This window comes from Nocardia mexicana NBRC 108244, from assembly GCF_001613165.1.
Taxonomy (GTDB): domain Bacteria; phylum Actinomycetota; class Actinomycetes; order Mycobacteriales; family Mycobacteriaceae; genus Nocardia; species Nocardia mexicana.
Map to the genome: position 1 here is coordinate 74,181 of NZ_BDBV01000074.1, position 16,425 is coordinate 90,605.

Below are 16,425 nucleotides of genomic sequence, written 5' to 3' on the forward strand. Positions count from 1 at the left end.
GACTCAGCACACGCATGCATAAATGCCTATTCATTGATGAGAGGAACACCATGACCACCGGGTATCCCCTGCCGGCCATATCGGTCGGCGGCCTGCGGAAATCCTTCGGCGACCAGGTCGTGCTCGACGGTATCGATATCACCGTCGAGGAGGGCACGATCTTCTCGCTGCTCGGGCCCAACGGCGCGGGCAAGACCACCACCGTGCAGATCCTGACCACGCTGCTGCGGGCCGACGACGGCGTCATCCGCGTGGGCGGGTTCGACCGCAACGCCGATCCCGACTCGGTGCGCTCGATCATCGGTGTGACGGGTCAGTTCTCGGCGATCGACGAACTGCTCACCGCGCGCGAGAACCTGCTGCTGATGGGCGATCTGCACCATCTGCCGCGCGGCGACAGCCGTCGGCTGGCCGGGGAACTGCTGGAGCGGTTCGATCTCGTGGACGCCGCCGACAAGGTCACCAGCACCTTCTCCGGCGGTATGAAGCGCCGCCTCGACCTGGCCATGACCCTGGTGGGCGATCCGCGCATCATCTTCCTGGACGAGCCCACGGTCGGGCTCGATCCGCGCAGCCGCCGCGACGTCTGGGATATCGTCCGCGAACTCGTCGCCGACGGCGTCACCATCTTCCTCACCACCCAGTACCTGGAGGAGGCCGACGAGCTGGCGCATCAGATCGCGGTGCTGAACAAGGGCAGCATCGTCGCCCAGGGCACCGCGGATCAGCTGAAACGGCTGGTGCCGGGCGGGCACATCCGGCTCACCTTCGCCGATCGCGACGCGCTGGCCACCGCCGGGGATCTGTTCGGCGGCGTCCCGGACTACGAGGACCGCACCCTCGCCGTGGCCAGCGACGGCTCGGTCAAGTCGCTGCGCTCGATGCTGGATCGTCTCGACGACGCCCGCATCGAACCCGAAGGCCTGTCGGTGCACACGCCCGACCTCGACGACGTCTTCCTCACCCTGACCGGCCACACCGTTCCCGAGGGCGAAACCGTGCCCGCGGAGGAGATCGCACGATGAGCACCGCTACCTTTACCTTTGCCGATTCGAAGACCATGCTGCGCCGGAATCTGGTGCACGCCAAGCGATATCCGGGCCTGACCTTCGCCGTGGTGGTCATGCCCGTCGTCCTGCTGCTGCTGTTCAAGTTCGTCTTCGGCGGCGCGCTCGGCCAGTCCACCGGCGGCGACTACATCGACTATCTGACCCCGGGCATGATGCTGATGATCCCGGCCTATCTGGTCGCCGGAATCGCGGTGTCGGTGGCGACGGATATGACCAAGGGCATCATCAACCGGTTCCGGACCATGCCGATGAATCCCTCGTCGATCCTGACCGGCCATGTCATCGGCAATACGATCCAGGGCCTGCTCGGTGTGACCCTGATGGTCGGCGTCGCCGCCCTGGTCGGGTTCCGGCCGGACGCCAACGCGCTCGAGTGGGTGGCCGCCTTCGGCCTGATCGGCCTGATCCTGTTCGCATTCCTCTGGCTCGGCGCCGGATTCGGCATGTCCGCCTCCAGCCCCGAGGCCGCGAGCAACACACCGACGGTGATCCTGTTCCTGCCCTTCCTGGGCAGCGGCCTGGTCCCCACCGACACCATGCCCACCGCCGTCCGCAAGTTCGCCGAATACCAGCCCTTCACCCCCATGACCGAAACCCTCCGCGGCCTCCTCATGGGCGACCGAATCGGCGGCAACGCCCTCGGCGCCATCGCCTGGTGCCTCGGCATCCTGGTAGTCGGCTACCTCTGGTCCAGCATCCTCATGCGCCGCAAGGCCAACGCCTGACCGGCCCGAAAAGCGAACGCCCCGAGGCACTTCCGGTGCCTCGGGGCGTTGTGCTGCGCCTTGCGAACTCACCGACGGATCTACCGCACGACCGATACGTCAGCGGGCGTGGTACTCCGCCAGCCACGCGGGGAATTCGGTGAGGTCGGAGAGTACCACGTCGGCGCCCGCAGCGCGCAGTTCCTCCTCGTCGCACGGGCCGGTGGCCACCGCGACCGAGTAGGCGTCCGCCGTGCGGGCACCGAGGATGTCGCCTATGTGGTCGCCGACGTAGACCCCGGCGCCGTGCTCGCGCAGGGCAAGGCCCTTCTTCTCCGCCCACAGGTCGCCGATTACCGCGTCGGCGGGCAGGCCGAGGTGCTCGAGGTGGAGTTTGGCGTTCGGCTCGAACTTGGCGGTGACCACGACGGCCTGGCCGCCGAGGCTCTGGACGGCCTCGATCGCCTCGCGCGCCCCGGGCATCGCCACGGTGCCGGTGACGGCGTGGCCGGGATACATCTCCCGGTAGAGGGCGGTCATCGCGTCGACGTCCTCCGCCGGGAACCAGTTCGCGAGTTCGTCCTCGAGCGGCGGGCCGAGCCGGGTGACGACCAGGTCGCAGTCGATGTAGGTGCCGGTGCGCTCGGACAGCGCCCGGTAGCAGGCGGCGATGCCGGGGCGGGAGTCGATCAGGGTCATGTCCAGGTCGAAGCCGACCGTGAGCGGACCCATCAGTTGGCGGGCTGGCAGGCGTCGCGCAGCGAGCAGGCGCCGCAGGCCTGACCGCAGCCGCCGACCTCGGGGGCGATCCCGGCGATGGCGCCCGCGGCGGCGTTGACACCCGCGCCGAGCACGAACACCGCGATCAGGGCGGCCAGCAGCGCGCCGACGATCCCGACGACGGGGCCCGCGAACAGCGCGATCACGCCACCGGCGACCAGCAGCACGCCGGCGCCGAAGGAGGTCGGCGCCGCCACCCGGTTGGCGATGCGGAAGGTCTCGTCGGTCCGCAGCGCCTCCTCGGTGTGTACACCGACGAAGGGATTGCGGGGGAGGGAACCGGTCAGCCCGAGCACCCCGGTGACAACGGCCACCGCCGCCAGCACGAACAGGATCAAAGCCACCACGAACACTCCGAAGACGGTACTCGCGTGCCGGTTTACCGTGTCCACCGGGCCTCGAGCGAATGTGGTGCATCCGCCGCGAACCGGCGTCACCGGCCTGAGCGGACACAAATCGGCGATGCACAGCGGATAATGCCGCGTACACGCGAATCGTGACTACGGAGGCCGGTTAAGGACCCTTTTGGCCCCGACGTGCGCACCCGTATAGGGCTTGCACGAGGTGCGGTAGCCGCCACGGGGGTTGCGAGAACCACCGGAGGACACCAGGGAAACGCGGACTCGCCGCGGCACTGTCCCGCGGGATCGCAGGTGCGCCCGCCGATGGGCCGCAGTACCCTTTTTGGGCCCTGACGTGCGCACGCTTTACCCTGATGAGCAACGTTCACCCGGGGACATCGGCGACAAGAAGGCAGGACAGTGCAGGACACTCGTGTAACCGACCCAGTCGGCGCGGCGACGACCGGCGACAGCGACGTGCCCGCACACCGCTACGGCGCCGAGCAGGCCGGTCGGATCGAACGCAAATGGCAGCAGCAGTGGGAGCGGCGCGGCACGTTCTTCGCGCCCAACCCCGTGGGCCCGCTGGCGGGCGACACCCCCGCCGACAAGCTGTTCATCCAGGACATGTTCCCGTACCCGTCGGGCGCCGGGCTGCACGTCGGCCATCCGCTGGGTTATATCGCCACCGACGTGTTCGCGCGCTATCACCGTATGAACGGCCGGAATGTGCTGCACGCCTTGGGGTATGACGCCTTCGGCCTGCCCGCCGAGCAGTACGCGGTGCAGACCGGCGCGCACCCCCGGGTGACCACCGAGGCCAATATCAAGAACATGCGGCGCCAACTGGACCGGCTGGGCCTGGGCCACGACCGCCGCCGGTCGTTCGCGACCACCGACCCCGAGTTCTACAAGTGGACGCAATGGATCTTCCTGCGCATCTACAACGCCTGGTACGACACGGAATCGAACCGGGCCCGGCCGATCGCCGAGCTGGAGGCCGAATTCGATTCGGGCGCACGGGAAACCCCCCAGGGCCGTGCCTGGTCGGAGCTGAACGCGGACGAGCGCGCCGAGGCGCTGGACTCGTATCGCCTCGTGTACCTGTCGGATTCGGTGGTCAACTGGTGCCCCGGGCTGGGCACGGTGCTGTCCAACGAGGAGGTCACCGCCGAGGGCCGCAGCGAGCGCGGCAATTTCCCGGTCTTCCGGAAGCGGTTGCGGCAGTGGATGATGCGCATCACCGCCTACTCCGATCGGCTGGTCGACGACCTGGAGCTGCTGGACTGGCCGGACAATGTGAAGGCCATGCAGCGCAACTGGATCGGGCGCTCACGGGGCGCGCAGGTCACCTTCCCCGCCGACGGGGAGACCGTCGAGGTCTTCACCACGCGGCCCGACACCCTGTTCGGCGCAACGTATGTCGTGCTGGCGCCGGAACACGAGCTGGTCGACCGCCTGACCGCCGCGCAGTGGCCGGAGGGCGTGGACCCGCGCTGGACCTTCGGCGCCGATACGCCCGCGGAAGCCGTTGCGGCCTACCGCCGGACGATCGCGGCGAAGTCGGAGCTGGAGCGGCAGGAGAACAAGGAGAAGACCGGGGTCTTCCTGGGCACGTACGCGACCAACCCGGTCGACGGCGCGCAGGTGCCGGTCTTCGCCGCCGACTACGTCCTGAGCGGCTACGGCACCGGCGCCATCATGGCGGTTCCGGGGCACGACCAGCGGGACTGGGAATTCGCGACCGCGTTCGGGCTGCCGATCGTGGAAGTCATCGCGGGCGGCGATCCCGGCCAAAAGCATGCCGGGACAGGCATTTCGGACGGGGCCCACACCGGTGACGGCACCCTGGTGAACTCCGGCTACCTGAACGGGCTCGACGTCGAGGCCGCCAAGGCGAAGGTGATCGAGCACCTGGAGGCCGACGGCCACGGCACCGGCCGGGTGCAGTACAAGCTGCGCGACTGGCTGTTCGCGCGGCAGCGGTACTGGGGGGAGCCGTTCCCGGTCGTCTACGACGAGGACGGTCGCCCGCACGGGCTGCCGGAATCCATGCTGCCGGTGGAACTTCCGGATGTGCAGGACTTCGCGCCGGTCACCTTCGATCCCGACGACGCCGACTCCGAGCCGTCGCCGCCGCTGGCCAAGGCGACCGACTGGGTGACCGTCGAACTGGATCTGGGCGACGGCCCGAAGACCTACCGCCGCGACACCAACGTGATGCCGAACTGGGCGGGCAGCTCGTGGTACCAGCTGCGCTACGCCGATCCGACCAATGCCGAGACCTTCTGCGCCCCGGAGAACGAGCGCTACTGGCTGGGCCCCCGGCCCGAGGAGCACGGCGCCGACGATCCGGGCGGCGTGGATCTGTACGTCGGCGGCGTCGAGCACGCGGTGCTGCACCTGCTGTACTCGCGCTTCTGGCAGAAGGTGCTGTTCGACCTGGGGGACGTGTCGAGTTCGGAGCCCTATCGCCGACTGTTCAACCAGGGCTACATCCAGGCGTACGCCTACACCGACAAGCGCGGGGCCTACGTCCCTGCGGCGGAGGTCGAGGAGCGGCTGGGCAAGTTCTACTGGACCGACGAGTCGGGCGCCGAGCACGAGGTGTTCCAGGAGTACGGCAAGATCGGCAAGTCGCTGCGCAACGCCGTCTCCCCGGACGAGATGTACGACCTGTTCGGGGCGGACACCTTCCGCTTCTACGAGATGTCGATGGGCCCGCTGGACACCTCGCGGCCGTGGGCGACAAAGGATGTCGTCGGCGCGCACCGCTTCCTGCAGCGGGTGTGGCGCCTGGTCGTGGACGAGGAGACCGGCGGCCTGCGCGCCACCGACGGCGAGGCGACGGACACCACGCTGCGCCTGCTGCACAAGACGATCGACGGCGTCCGCGCCGACTATGCCGCGCTGCGCGACAACACCGCGGGCGCCAAGCTGATCGAGCTGACCAACCACTTGACCAAGGAGTACCCGCAGGGTGCCCCGCGCGCGGTGGTGGAGCCGCTGGTGCTGATGCTGGCCCCGATGTCCCCGCACATCGCCGAGGAGCTGTGGGAACGGCTGGGCCACACCACCGCACTGGCGCACGGCCCGTTCCCGGTCGCGGATCCCGCTCTGCTGGTGGAGGATTCGGTCGAATACCCGATCCAGGTCAACGGCAAGGTCCGCAGCCGGATCAGCGTCCCGGCCGACGCCGACCAGCAGTCCATCGAATCCGCCGCCCTGGCCGACGAGAAGCTGCTGGAGTTCCTGAACGGCAAGCAGCCCCGCAAGGTGATCGTCGTCCCCGGCCGCCTGGTCAACGTGGTCGCCTGACACAGGCATCCACAGTCGCCACGCTGTGCACGCAGGAGCGCCTGTGCGTGCAGGAGGGAGCGGCGGGCTTCACAGGCTCGTCGCACCCGCCGCATATTCACGCACCCCCTACAGGCAGCGCTACGGGTGCGCGAACGTGCGAGGGGTGCGGGTGCGATCGTGACGAGGGTCTGCGGCCGACAATGCACAGATGCACTACACCCTGACGGCGGGCGCACCGGAATCTCCCGTACTGCTCCACGCGCCGCACGATTCTCGGACGATTCCCGCCGAGGTGCGGCGGCGCATCCTGCTGGACGATGCCGGGCTGACTGCCGAGTTGGACCGGATGACCGATGCGCATACGGCGCTGATCGCGGAGCGAGCGGCCGGGCGGGCGGCGGCGCGGCCGTGGGTGTTCGCCAATCGGCTGTCTCGCCTGGTAGTGGATCCGGAGCGTTTTCCCGACGACCGGGAGGAGATGCGTGCGGTGGGCATGGGCGCGGTGTATACCCGAACATCGTCGGGGGAGCGGTTGCGCACCGACGATGCCGACCATGAAAAATCGCTTCTGACAAGCTATTTCGAGCCGTATGCGGAAGCGATGGCGGATGCTGTGGATGCGCGTCTGGCCGCGGCTGGACGGGTCGTGATCATCGACGTGCACTCGTATCCCACCGTGCGACTGCCGTACGAACTCCATACGGGCCCACGCCCCGAGGTATGCCTGGGCACCGACGCGAGACACACCCCACCGTGGTTGTCGGCGGTCGCGCAGCAGGCACTCTCCGCCTTCGAAATCGGCCTGAACTCGCCGTTCGCCGGAACCTATGTGCCGCTCCGGCATTACGGCACCGTCCCCGCCGTCGCCGCCCTCATGGTGGAGATACGCCGCGACCGATACATGCGCGAACACGGCGGGCCGACGCACGAAGGGTTGGGCACACTGGTACAGGCATTGACGGCGCTGATCGATGAAACCAGCACCGCCACATGGTGATCCGGTGCCAACACGCTCAGCATCACCAGGGACAGCCTTATACAACCCGCAAGGCCGAGCGCGGGTCTGCGCCCCCGACAGCGAAATGCGGGTCACCGCAACGGAATTCGGACAACAGCGCTAGCGGTGGTGCTCCGGTGGGCTCCCGGGACCGAGTCCAGAACGCATCCGGCGCGAACACGGCGAGGCGTCGGGACGCCGATGTCAGCGCGCGATCGGCCGCAGCACGATTTCGGTCGGATGGGCGTCACGCGGCGTCTCGATCGCATTGCGCACCGTGCGCGCGACCGTCTCCGGAGCGAGGAATTCGTTCGGGTCGAACTCGCGCTGCTCGCTGGCGACGATGGCGCGCTGCATATCCGTGGCGATACGGCCCGGATGCAGCGAGGTCACCCGTAGCTCGGGTTCCTCGAGCCGCAGCGCATCGCCGAAGGCGCGCAGGCCGAACTTGCTCGCCGCATAGACTCCCCAGTTCGCGTTCGCCCTCAAGCCCGCCCCCGAATTGATCAGCACCACATGCCCATTGGCGGAACGCAGCGCCGGGAGCAGCAACCGCGTCAGCTCGGCGACGGCGATCAGGTTGGCCTCCAGCGTCTCCCGCCACTGCTTCACCGAAGACTCTGCGACGGTACTCAATTCGGCGACGCCGGCGTTGTGCACGAGCACGTCCAGCCGGTCGATGGCGGCGGTGGCGTGCGCGACCTCGTCGTAGTCGGTGAGTTCCACCGGCCACGCCGTCGCGTCGGGCAGCTCGGCGAGCACGCCGGTCAACGACTCCGCCGAGCGGGCGCCCAGCAGCAACTTGTGCGAAGGCGCCAGTTCCCGTGCAATGGCGGCGCCGAGCCCGCGGCTCGCCCCGGTGATCAGCGCGGTCGGCCGCGCTGTGTCGGACGTGGATTCGGCCATGCAACCCACGGTAACGGTGCTCCCGTCGCACCGGGACGCAGACCTCGCGAAATCACGCCCGGGCGCGCTCGCCCAACCGGCCCGACACGTGTGGCCGCCCGACAGGTCGTCTCGAGTCAACCGGTCGTCGCGAGGCACAGGGGACCGTCACCTGTCGCGCACGCGCGTCCCCGCGGGTCTGAACCCGCGCGGACGGTAACCCTCCGGCAGTCGCCGCCGATGCACGGGATGGCCCTCCGTCAGCGCTCGGTCACCGCCGGGTGGCGATCACGGTGCGGCCGGGTGTATCAATCTCGGCAACCGATTCACGAACCGAGGCGAAGAGTGTGAGAACTGCCGAACAGCAGCCGGCACCGCACCGGCCCGAGGGTGGGGAACCCGCGCAGCGCGCGTACCTGAAGGTGACGTCGCAGAATAGGGGGATGAACGGGCCCGGATTCACTCCGACACAACTGGCGGCCCGGGCCGCGTACCTGCTGCGGGGAAACGACCTGGGCACGATGACCAGCGCCGCCCCCAAGCTGTACCCGCACATGTGGAGCTGGGACGCCGCATTCGTCGCGGTGGGCCTGGCGCCGCTGAGTGTGGAACGCGCGGTGGTCGAGCTCGACACCCTGCTGTCGGCGCAGTGGAAGAACGGGATGATCCCGCACATCGTGTTCGCCAACGGTGTGGACGGTTACTTCCCGGGCCCGGCCCGCTGGGAATGCCGCCGCCTGGCCGCCAACGCGCCGGACGGTCCGGATACCTCCGGGATCACCCAGCCGCCCGTGCACGCCATCGCGGTGCAGCGCATCCTGGATCACTCCCGGCGGCACGGCCGCACCACCCGCGGGGTCGCCGAGGAGTTCCTCAACCGCCGCTGGGCGGACCTGATGCGCTGGCATCGCTGGCTGGCGCACGCCCGCGACCCGAAGCAGAACGGCCGCATCACGCTGTACCACGGCTGGGAATCGGGGATGGACAACTCGCCGCGCTGGGATCGCGCCTACGACAACGTGATTCCCGGCGATCTGACGCCTTACGAACGCGCCGACATCACGCTGGTGGATCCCGCGCAGCGACCCACCGATCGCGAATACGACCGCTACCTGTGGCTGGTCGAGCAGATGCGCAGATGTGGATACGACGATTTCCAACTGGCCGCGACGATGAGCTTCGCGGTCGAGGACGTCTTCGTCACCTCGATCTTCGCGCTGGCCTGCGAGGTGCTGGCCAATATCGGCGAGGACTATCGTCTCCCGCACGCCGACGTGCGGGAACTGTACGAATGGGCGGACTACTTCCGCGCGGGGGTCATCGCCACCACCGATCCGCGCACCGGCGTGGCCCGGGATTTCGATATCCGGCTGGGGCGGCCGATCAACACCGAGACCGTGTCCATGTTCGCGCCGCTGCTGTGCGGCGGCCTGCCGCGCGACGCCGAGCGCAGCCTGCTGCGATTGTTCGAGGGGCCGAGATTCTGCGGCCATCCGGACCTGCGCTACGCCCTGCCGCCGTCGACCTCGCCGGTGTCGAAGGACTTCCGGGCGCGCGAGTACTGGCGCGGACCGGTGTGGCCGGTGATGAGCTGGCTGTTCTCCTGGGTGTTCGCCCGGCGCGGCTGGGCCGAGCGGTCGTTCATGCTCCGCGCGGAGGGCCTGCGCCAGGCCAGCGACGGCAGCTTCGCGGAGTACTACGACCCGTTCACCGGCGAGCCGCTGGGCAGCATGCAGCAGTCGTGGACGGCGGCATCGGTGCTCGACTGGCTGGGCTGACCGGCCGCGATTTGGGACCGAGGCCCGAATCCGCACATCTCGAGCAATCACCGGTCACAGATCACAGCGATGACTGTGGTCACATCCGCTTCCGCTGCTTACCCTCGTAGCCATGTATCGACGCACCGTGGCCCGCCCGAATGTTCGTCGCACGCTCTTGGCCCTGCCCGCCCTCGCGGCCGTGGGCATCCTTTCGGCAACTACCGTCGCAACGGCTCAGCCGACGGGCCCGGACGTCTCGTCCTGGCAACATGTCGACGGCCGGATGATCAACTGGTTCGAGGTGAAGGCCTCGGGCAACAACTTCGCGATGGTGAAGGCCACCGAGGGACTCAACTACGTCAATCCCTACTTCGTCCCCGACAGCGTGCTGATGCGCGCGGCCGGGGTGGCCCGCGGCACCTACCACTACGCCCATCCCGAACTGCCGCCGGAACCGCAGGCCGCGCTGTATTCGACCCTGGTACTGGGCCAGAACGGCCCGCTGGACCTGCCGCCGGTGCTGGACCTGGAGAACTCCGGCGGCCTGCCGCCCGCCGCGCTGATCGACTGGACGCACCGCTACCTCAACACCGTGCAGGCGCTCACCGGCCGGGTGCCGATCGTCTACACCTATCCGACGTTCTGGAAGACGGCGATGGCCGATACGAACGAGTTCACCCGCTACCCGCTGTGGATCGCCGACTACCGCGGCAACGACCAGCCCGAGGTCCCGGGCGGCTGGCCCGCGTGGACGTTCTGGCAGCAGACCGATTCCGGCCGCATCCCGGGCATCGCGGGCAACACCGACATCAACGTCTACAGCGGGGCCCAGGGCGATTTCGCCCGCTTCGCCAACATGCCCCCCACGGGGAGCAGCTAGCGGCCGTGTCCCGGCAGCGCGTTCCCGAGGATCGCGCGAATATGTTCCGGGTCGGCCTCGTGGTCGTCGAGGAGGATGGCCGCGCACAGACCGTCGGCCAGCGCGACGAAGGCTTCGATCCCGGCCGGGTCACGGGTCCGGGTTCGGGCGAGTTCCGCGACGTTGTCGCGCCAGCGTCGCGCCACCGGTCGTAGGGCGGGCCGGCGAGCGGCCAGGGTCGACAGCTCCCGTTCGGCCAGTGCGCGCTCGCGGCCCGGCCCACCGGATTCGGCGATCAGCAGAGCGAGCCCGCCGACCGGATCGTCCTCGGAGTCGATGAGACGGCGGATGCGATCGGTGTATTCGTCCGCGACGCTGGTCAGCGCGGCCACCAGCAGATCGTCGAGGGTGGCGAAGTAGTAGAGGGTGAGGCTCGTGGTGATACCGGCCTCTCTGGCGACGGTGCGATGGGTGACGCCGGTGGCGCCGTCGCGGTGGACGACCGCGAGCGTCGCCTCGATGATCTGGGCCCGGCGACGATGCCCGCGCGCGGTGCGCCCGTCGACCGAACCTTCCTCGGCTGCCATGGTTTCACCCGTCATCGACCCTCCTGGGAGTCGAGGCTAACGGCTCCCGAGAGCGGCTCGGGATCGCCGAGCGGGCGGAGGTGCCGCAGTGTCGCGAAGCAGACCGCCGCAGCGACCGCCACGGCAATACCGGCCACCGCGGCGGAGATATTGAGTCCGCTGGTGAAAGCCTGTCGCGCGCTATCGAGAGCCCCGGGCAGCCGGTCCGCGACGGACGCGGCCCCGGAGAGGCTGTCGCCGTAGGCCTCCGCCGCGGGGCCGGGCAGCCCGGGCGGCGGCTCGACCCTGCTCCGATAGATCGCGGTGGTGAGGCTGCCCAGCAGCGCCACCCCCGCCGCGATGCCGAGTTCTTGCACGGTCTCCGACAGCGCTGCCGCCGAGCCGGATTTCTCCGGCGGCGCCGCTCCCACGACGATATCGGTGCCGAGTGCTGCGATGACCCCGAGTCCGAGGTAGACGAACGCGAATCCGGCGACCACGCCCGGCCTGCCGCCGGTGTCCGCGACGGCGAGCAGCATGTAACCGGCCAGCGACAACGCCAACGTGGCCGACATGACGAGACCGGGTGACAGGCGGCGGGAAAGCAGCGGCGCACCGATGGCCCCGACGAGCATGGCCAGCGCGGGCGGCCCCATCCACAGCCCGGCCGCCGTCGGCGAGAGGTCCTCGACGAGCTGCAGATACTGGGTGACCAGGTACATCACCCCGCCGAATCCGACCAGGCCGATCAACAGGACGGTCAGCGCCGCCGAGAAGGCCCGGCTGGTGAAGAGCTTCATGTCCAGCAGCGGTTCGCTCAGACGCAGCTGACGACGGACGAAGACGACGGCGGCGCCACCGCCGACGAGCCCGGCGGCCAGCGCCTGCATGTCGATGCCGTCGGCGGCGGCATGCTTGATCGCATAGATGGTCGGCAGCACCGCCGCCAGGGATAAGCCGACACTCGACAGGTCGAGCCGACCGGCGCCGGTCCGGTACTCCGGCAGCAGCACCCGCGCCCCGGCGAGCGTCGGCACGGCCACCGGCAGCGCGACGAGAAAGACGGCGCCCCACCAGAATTCGGCCACCAGCGCGCCGCCGACGACCGGACCCGCCACCATACCGAGGGCGAACATCGTGGCCCACACGCCGATCGCCAGCGCCCGCTGCCGGACGTCGGCGAACATCGTGCTGATCAGCGACAGCGTCGAGGGCATCAGCGTTGCCCCGGCCACGCCGAGCAGAGCCCGCGCCACGATCAACCACGCGGCACCCGGGGCGAACGCCGCGAAGACCGAGGCGACGCCGAACGCGACCATCCCGATCATCAGCAACCGGCGCCGGCCGATGCGGTCGCCCAGCGTGCCCATCGTGATCAGGAAACCCGCGATGAAGAAGCCGTAGGCGTCCATGATCCACAGCGTCTCCGTCGCCGTGGGATTCAGATCCGCGGCCAGACTCGGAACGACGAGGTACAGCGCCGTCACGTCGAGCCCCAGCAGCATGGTCGGCAGCGCCAGCAGCGCGAGCCCACTCCACTCGCGCCACCCGGCACGCACCGTCGGCTGCTTCACGCTCGTCACATCACACCGCCCAAAGTTGAACTATCGTACTATTTGTACCATAGTTCAATAATCTTGCGGTGCAATGACTACTTGCAAAGCTCTCATCCCTGCGCGGAAGCGTTCCTTGGCGCCCGGACGGGGAGTTCGCCTGTGGATCATCGCCTCGAGCTGTGGATTAATGCGCACCTGTTAATGTGTGGTTATCATCACAGCGCTCTGCTGACACGGAAAATCCACACGAAAAGAGGGAAGTTCGATGACCACAGCGCATGCTCCGCATACCGATCACACCCATGTGCACGGTGCGGGTTGTGGACACGTCTCGGTGCCGCACGGCGATCACGTCGACTACGTGCACGACGGCCACCTGCATCGCGAGCACGAAGGTCATTTCGACGAATGCGAACCGGCCGGGCACGCCGAACACGCGAGCCACGACCACGTGCACGGCGAGGGCTGCGGACACGTCTCGGTGCCACACGGCGATCACGTCGACTACATCCACGACGGGCACCGGCACGCGGCCCACGACGGGCACTATGACGAGCACTAGGTCCCGGCCGGGTGGCGGCCCGCGCGGCCCCTCATCTCGCCGCGCGGCCGCCCCCGAATCGGGCCCGCCTCCTAGACGCCGATGCTGCCGCCCTGGGCCTTCCACACCGCGACCACGGCCGGGCGGGGCTGTGCGGTGCCGCCCTCCGGCCAGTGCGAGGCAGGCTTGTCCGCCGAGGCCCCGTCGACCTCGCCCGGGTGCTGAACGCACACCAGCACACGCTTCTCGGTGACGACCGGGCCGCACGTCTCCGCGCCCTTCGGCACGGTGAGGAACTGCTTGGTCTCACCGCGCCGCTCACCCTCGAGCACCACCGAGAACAGGCCGTCGTTGGACTTCAGCGCATTGCCGTCGGTGGAGATCCACAGGTTCCCGTACGGGTCGAAGGCCAGATTGTCCGGGCAGGAGATCGGGCTGACCTTCGTCTTGTCGAATCCGCCGAAGTAGGTGTCGGCGGCCTTGGGGTCGCCGCAGACCAGCAGCAGCGACCAGGTGAACGCCGTGCCCTTGTGATCGTCGACGATCTCCAGCACCTGGCCGTTCTTGTTCTGATTGCGCGGATTCGCCTCGTCCACACCGGCCTTGCCCTCGGTGCCGCGGTTGCTGTTGTTGGTCAGCGCCACATAGACCTTGCCGGTCTTCGGGTTCGGCTCGAAATCCTCCGGGCGGTCCATCTTGGTGGCGCCCACCTTGTCGCCCGCCACGCGCGTGAACACCGCGACCTCTTCCGCGGTCATCCCCTCGACCAGCGACGTGCCCTTGCCGTCGGCACCGGTCTGCAGAATCGGAATCCATTGGCCCTTACCGGTGAATCCCTGATCGGAGGGGGCCTTGCCGCTGCCGTCGATCTTGTCCGGATGGTCGCCGGTCAGCTTCGCGACGTAGAGCGTGCCCTCGTCGAGGATGGTCATGTTCTGCTTGCGGCTCGCCGCGGTATCGCCCTGCTGAATCTTCTTGGCGGAGACGAACTTGTACATGTATTCGAAGCGCTCGTCGTCGCCCGAATACGCCACGACCGTCCCGTCCTGGGTGACGTAGATATTGGCGGACTCGTGCTTGAACCGGCCCAGCGCGCTGTGCTTGATCGGCGCCGAGGCCGGATCCCACGGATCCACCTCGACGATGTAGCCGAAGCGGTTGGCTTCGTTCGGCTCCTGAATCACGTCGAAACGCTTGTCGAAACGCTCCCAGTGCCTTGGCATTTCACCCTGCCCCGCACCGGGGTGGCCGAGTCCGTAGCGCTTGCCGCGATCCTGGGCGACCGGCTCGGCCAGCACACCGGCGAAGTACTGGTTGAAGTTCTCCTCGCCGGACAGCACCGTGCCCCACGGCGTGAGACCGCCCGAGCAGTTGTTCAGCGTCCCCAGCACCTTGGTGCCGGACGGATCGGCCGAGGTCTTGGTGAGGGCGCTGCCCGCCGCCGGTCCGGTGAGGGTGAATTCGGTGGTGCCGGTGATGCGGCGGTTGTAGCGGCCGATGACCGGCGTCAGCTTGCCGGTCCCGGACTCGGCCTTCACCTCGACGACCGAGAGTCCGTGCGCGGCAAGGCAGATCTCGAACTGCTCCCGGACCGGGGCGTCCGGGTTGTAGCCGGTGAACATGTGCGGTTCGGTGGTGTACTCGTGGTTCACCACCAGCAGGTAGGCGTCCTGCCGGCCCTCGATCGGCAGCAGGCCCGCGAAGTCGTTGTTGTATCCGAACTGCTTGGCCTGCGCGGCGGCGGACTGCTTGCCGAAGTCGAAGGCGGGCGCGTCCGGCAGCACCGGGTCGCCCCAGCGGATGACCACCGACTGCTCGTAGCCGCCGGGGACGACGACGGCGTCCTCCGAATTGGGCGCCACGGCGGCGAAGTCGGTACCGGTTCCGGGGCTGGCGGAGGTATTCGTCGTCGCCTCGTCGTCGCCGCACGCGGCCAGGACGGAGCCCGCGCCCGTCGCGAGCACGACGGCGGCACCGCCCTTCAACAGGCCGCGCCGCGAGATCGACGCGACGATATCGCCGAAGTATTCACCGGCCGAGGTGTTGGGAACCTCGTGGAAGCACGCGTTTCCACATTTGTAGGTGCACGTTGTCGAGGAGCGCGACGAGCGGCCGTCGTGCGTCACGAACAGAGACAGGGGCTTCAAATTCACAATCGCTCCTCGAATGGGCTGGCGTGCGCACCGTAAACGGATCGTGCGATCCGAAGGAGACGAAAAAGTGAACATCCGACCAATTAGGCGACCCTCAGTCGGCCGGAGCGCCTGGCTAGAGCACCTGCGAGAGGAACTGCCGCAGCCGGTCGGTCTCGGCATCGTCGAAGATCCGATCCGGCGCACCGGACTCGACGATCCTGCCCTGATCCATGAAGACGACGCTGTCGGACACCGACCGCGCGAAGCCCATCTCGTGCGTCACGACGATCATGGTCATGCCGCCGGAGGCCAGATCGGCCATCAGCGCCAGCACGCCCTTCACCAGCTCCGGGTCCAGCGCCGAGGTCGCCTCGTCGAACAGCATCAGCTCGGGCTTCATCGCCAGCGCCCGCGCGATCGCGACGCGCTGCTGCTGGCCGCCGGACAGATTGCCCGGGCGAGCGTCGGCGCGGTGCGCCAGGCCCACGGTCTCCAACTGTTCGAGGGCCACCGCCCGCGCCGCCTCCTTGGACAGGCCGCGCAGTTTGCGTGGCCCCAGCGCCACATTGTCGGCGACGGTCCGGTGCGGGAAGAGGTTGAAGTGCTGGAACACCATGCCGATGCGCTGGCGCAGCTTGTCCGGATCCTCGGACAGCACCGAGACGCCATCGATCAGCACATCGCCGGAGTCCGGTTCGTGCAGGCGGTTCAGCACGCGCAGCAGGGTGGACTTGCCGGAACCGGAGGGGCCGATGACGGTAGTGGTCTTGCCCGCGTCGACGTGGACGTCGACACCGCGCAGGACGTGGTTGCTCCCCAGCGTCAGGTGCAGATCGGTACCGGTGAGCGAGGAACTGCGGGCCTGAACGTCGCTGCCCGGCTTCGGATCATCGCTCACGCGAGGTTCGGAATTGTCGCTCACGCGAGGTTC

General features: G+C 68.5%; 14 protein-coding genes. 7 read left to right on the forward strand and 7 right to left on the reverse strand.

Annotated elements, in window-relative coordinates; genetic code table 11:
- Positions 1-50: 50 nt before the first annotated feature.
- Entirely contained in the window at positions 51-1,025 is a 975-nt protein-coding gene (locus NM1_RS27910; RefSeq protein ID WP_068026202.1) for an ATP-binding cassette domain-containing protein, read from the forward strand.
- Positions 1,022-1,795 (forward strand): ABC transporter permease, encoded by a 774-nt coding sequence (locus NM1_RS27915; protein ID WP_068026206.1) that lies wholly within the window; start codon positions 1,022-1,024, stop codon positions 1,793-1,795. Before NM1_RS27910 ends, NM1_RS27915 begins: the two co-directional genes overlap by 4 nt.
- A 99-nt stretch (positions 1,796-1,894) precedes the next feature.
- Here the strand turns inward: NM1_RS27915 and NM1_RS27920 are convergent, their stop codons facing one another.
- Together NM1_RS27920 and NM1_RS27925 are read right to left on the reverse strand one after the other, a co-directional pair.
- Positions 1,895-2,506 carry an HAD family hydrolase gene (locus NM1_RS27920; protein ID WP_068026209.1) on the reverse strand — a complete coding sequence of 204 codons (612 nt, stop codon included), beginning with the start codon at positions 2,504-2,506 and terminating at the stop codon, positions 1,895-1,897.
- The gene (locus NM1_RS27925) at positions 2,506-2,907 is read right to left on the reverse strand and encodes an SdpI family protein (RefSeq protein ID WP_068026212.1); all 402 of its coding nucleotides are present in this window, start codon (positions 2,905-2,907) and stop codon (positions 2,506-2,508) included. Before NM1_RS27925 ends, NM1_RS27920 begins: the two co-directional genes overlap by 1 nt.
- A gap of 408 nt (positions 2,908-3,315) precedes the next feature.
- On the opposite strand from NM1_RS27925, the gene leuS reads away from it, so the two are divergent.
- The gene (leuS, locus tag NM1_RS27930; RefSeq protein WP_068026215.1) at positions 3,316-6,213 is read left to right on the forward strand and encodes a leucine--tRNA ligase; all 2,898 of its coding nucleotides are present in this window, start codon (positions 3,316-3,318) and stop codon (positions 6,211-6,213) included.
- 190 nt (positions 6,214-6,403) lie between these two features.
- The gene (locus tag NM1_RS27935; protein ID WP_068026217.1) at positions 6,404-7,192 is read left to right on the forward strand and encodes an N-formylglutamate amidohydrolase; all 789 of its coding nucleotides are present in this window, start codon (positions 6,404-6,406) and stop codon (positions 7,190-7,192) included.
- A gap of 204 nt (positions 7,193-7,396) precedes the next feature.
- Here the strand turns inward: NM1_RS27935 and NM1_RS27940 are convergent, their stop codons facing one another.
- The gene (locus tag NM1_RS27940; protein WP_068026220.1) at positions 7,397-8,098 is read right to left on the reverse strand and encodes an SDR family oxidoreductase; all 702 of its coding nucleotides are present in this window, start codon (positions 8,096-8,098) and stop codon (positions 7,397-7,399) included.
- A 422-nt stretch (positions 8,099-8,520) separates the two neighbouring features.
- On the opposite strand from NM1_RS27940, the gene ggh reads away from it, so the two are divergent.
- Both ggh and NM1_RS27950 read left to right on the forward strand, forming a co-directional pair.
- On the forward strand, positions 8,521-9,855 hold the full coding sequence (ggh, locus tag NM1_RS27945; protein ID WP_068026224.1) for a glucosylglycerate hydrolase: 1,335 nt from the start codon (positions 8,521-8,523) through the stop codon (positions 9,853-9,855).
- Positions 9,856-9,967: 112 nt separating this feature from the next.
- Entirely contained in the window at positions 9,968-10,717 is a 750-nt protein-coding gene (locus NM1_RS27950) for a glycoside hydrolase family 25 protein (RefSeq protein ID WP_068026228.1), read from the forward strand.
- Here NM1_RS27950 and NM1_RS27955 read toward each other — a convergent pair.
- On the reverse strand, positions 10,714-11,298 hold the full coding sequence (locus tag NM1_RS27955) for a TetR/AcrR family transcriptional regulator (protein WP_246011535.1): 585 nt from the start codon (positions 11,296-11,298) through the stop codon (positions 10,714-10,716). The genes NM1_RS27950 and NM1_RS27955 overlap by 4 nt on opposite strands.
- Entirely contained in the window at positions 11,295-12,836 is a 1,542-nt protein-coding gene (locus NM1_RS27960) for an MFS transporter (RefSeq protein WP_068026234.1), read from the reverse strand. Before NM1_RS27960 ends, NM1_RS27955 begins: the two co-directional genes overlap by 4 nt.
- A gap of 247 nt (positions 12,837-13,083) precedes the next feature.
- Here NM1_RS27960 and NM1_RS27965 point away from each other — a divergent pair, with 247 nt between their 5' ends.
- The gene (locus NM1_RS27965) at positions 13,084-13,380 is read left to right on the forward strand and encodes a hypothetical protein (RefSeq protein WP_068026237.1); all 297 of its coding nucleotides are present in this window, start codon (positions 13,084-13,086) and stop codon (positions 13,378-13,380) included.
- A 71-nt stretch (positions 13,381-13,451) separates the two neighbouring features.
- On the opposite strand, the gene NM1_RS27970 is transcribed toward NM1_RS27965, so the two are convergent.
- Positions 13,452-15,512: a PhoX family protein gene (locus NM1_RS27970; protein ID WP_068026240.1), complete on the reverse strand. Its 2,061-nt coding sequence runs from the start codon at positions 15,510-15,512 to the stop codon at positions 13,452-13,454.
- A 115-nt stretch (positions 15,513-15,627) separates the two neighbouring features.
- The gene (locus tag NM1_RS27975) at positions 15,628-16,392 is read right to left on the reverse strand and encodes an amino acid ABC transporter ATP-binding protein (RefSeq protein WP_068026349.1); all 765 of its coding nucleotides are present in this window, start codon (positions 16,390-16,392) and stop codon (positions 15,628-15,630) included.
- Between the last annotated feature and the right edge of the window lie 33 nt (positions 16,393-16,425).

Bases quoted from the DNA above. Each gene is read 5' to 3' on its own strand.
- NM1_RS27910 (WP_068026202.1), top strand. From the start codon at position 51: ATGACCACCGGGTATCCCCTGCCGGCCATATCGGTCGGCGGCCTGCGG.
- NM1_RS27915 (WP_068026206.1), top strand. From the start codon at position 1,022: ATGAGCACCGCTACCTTTACCTTTGCCGATTCGAAGACCATGCTGCGC.
- NM1_RS27920 (WP_068026209.1), bottom strand. From the start codon at position 2,506: ATGGGTCCGCTCACGGTCGGCTTCGACCTGGACATGACCCTGATCGAC.
- NM1_RS27935 (WP_068026217.1), top strand. From the start codon at position 6,404: ATGCACTACACCCTGACGGCGGGCGCACCGGAATCTCCCGTACTGCTC.
- NM1_RS27940 (WP_068026220.1), bottom strand. From the start codon at position 8,098: ATGGCCGAATCCACGTCCGACACAGCGCGGCCGACCGCGCTGATCACC.
- ggh (WP_068026224.1), top strand. From the start codon at position 8,521: ATGAACGGGCCCGGATTCACTCCGACACAACTGGCGGCCCGGGCCGCG.
- NM1_RS27950 (WP_068026228.1), top strand. From the start codon at position 9,968: ATGTATCGACGCACCGTGGCCCGCCCGAATGTTCGTCGCACGCTCTTG.
- NM1_RS27955 (WP_246011535.1), bottom strand. From the start codon at position 11,298: ATGACGGGTGAAACCATGGCAGCCGAGGAAGGTTCGGTCGACGGGCGC.
- NM1_RS27965 (WP_068026237.1), top strand. From the start codon at position 13,084: ATGACCACAGCGCATGCTCCGCATACCGATCACACCCATGTGCACGGT.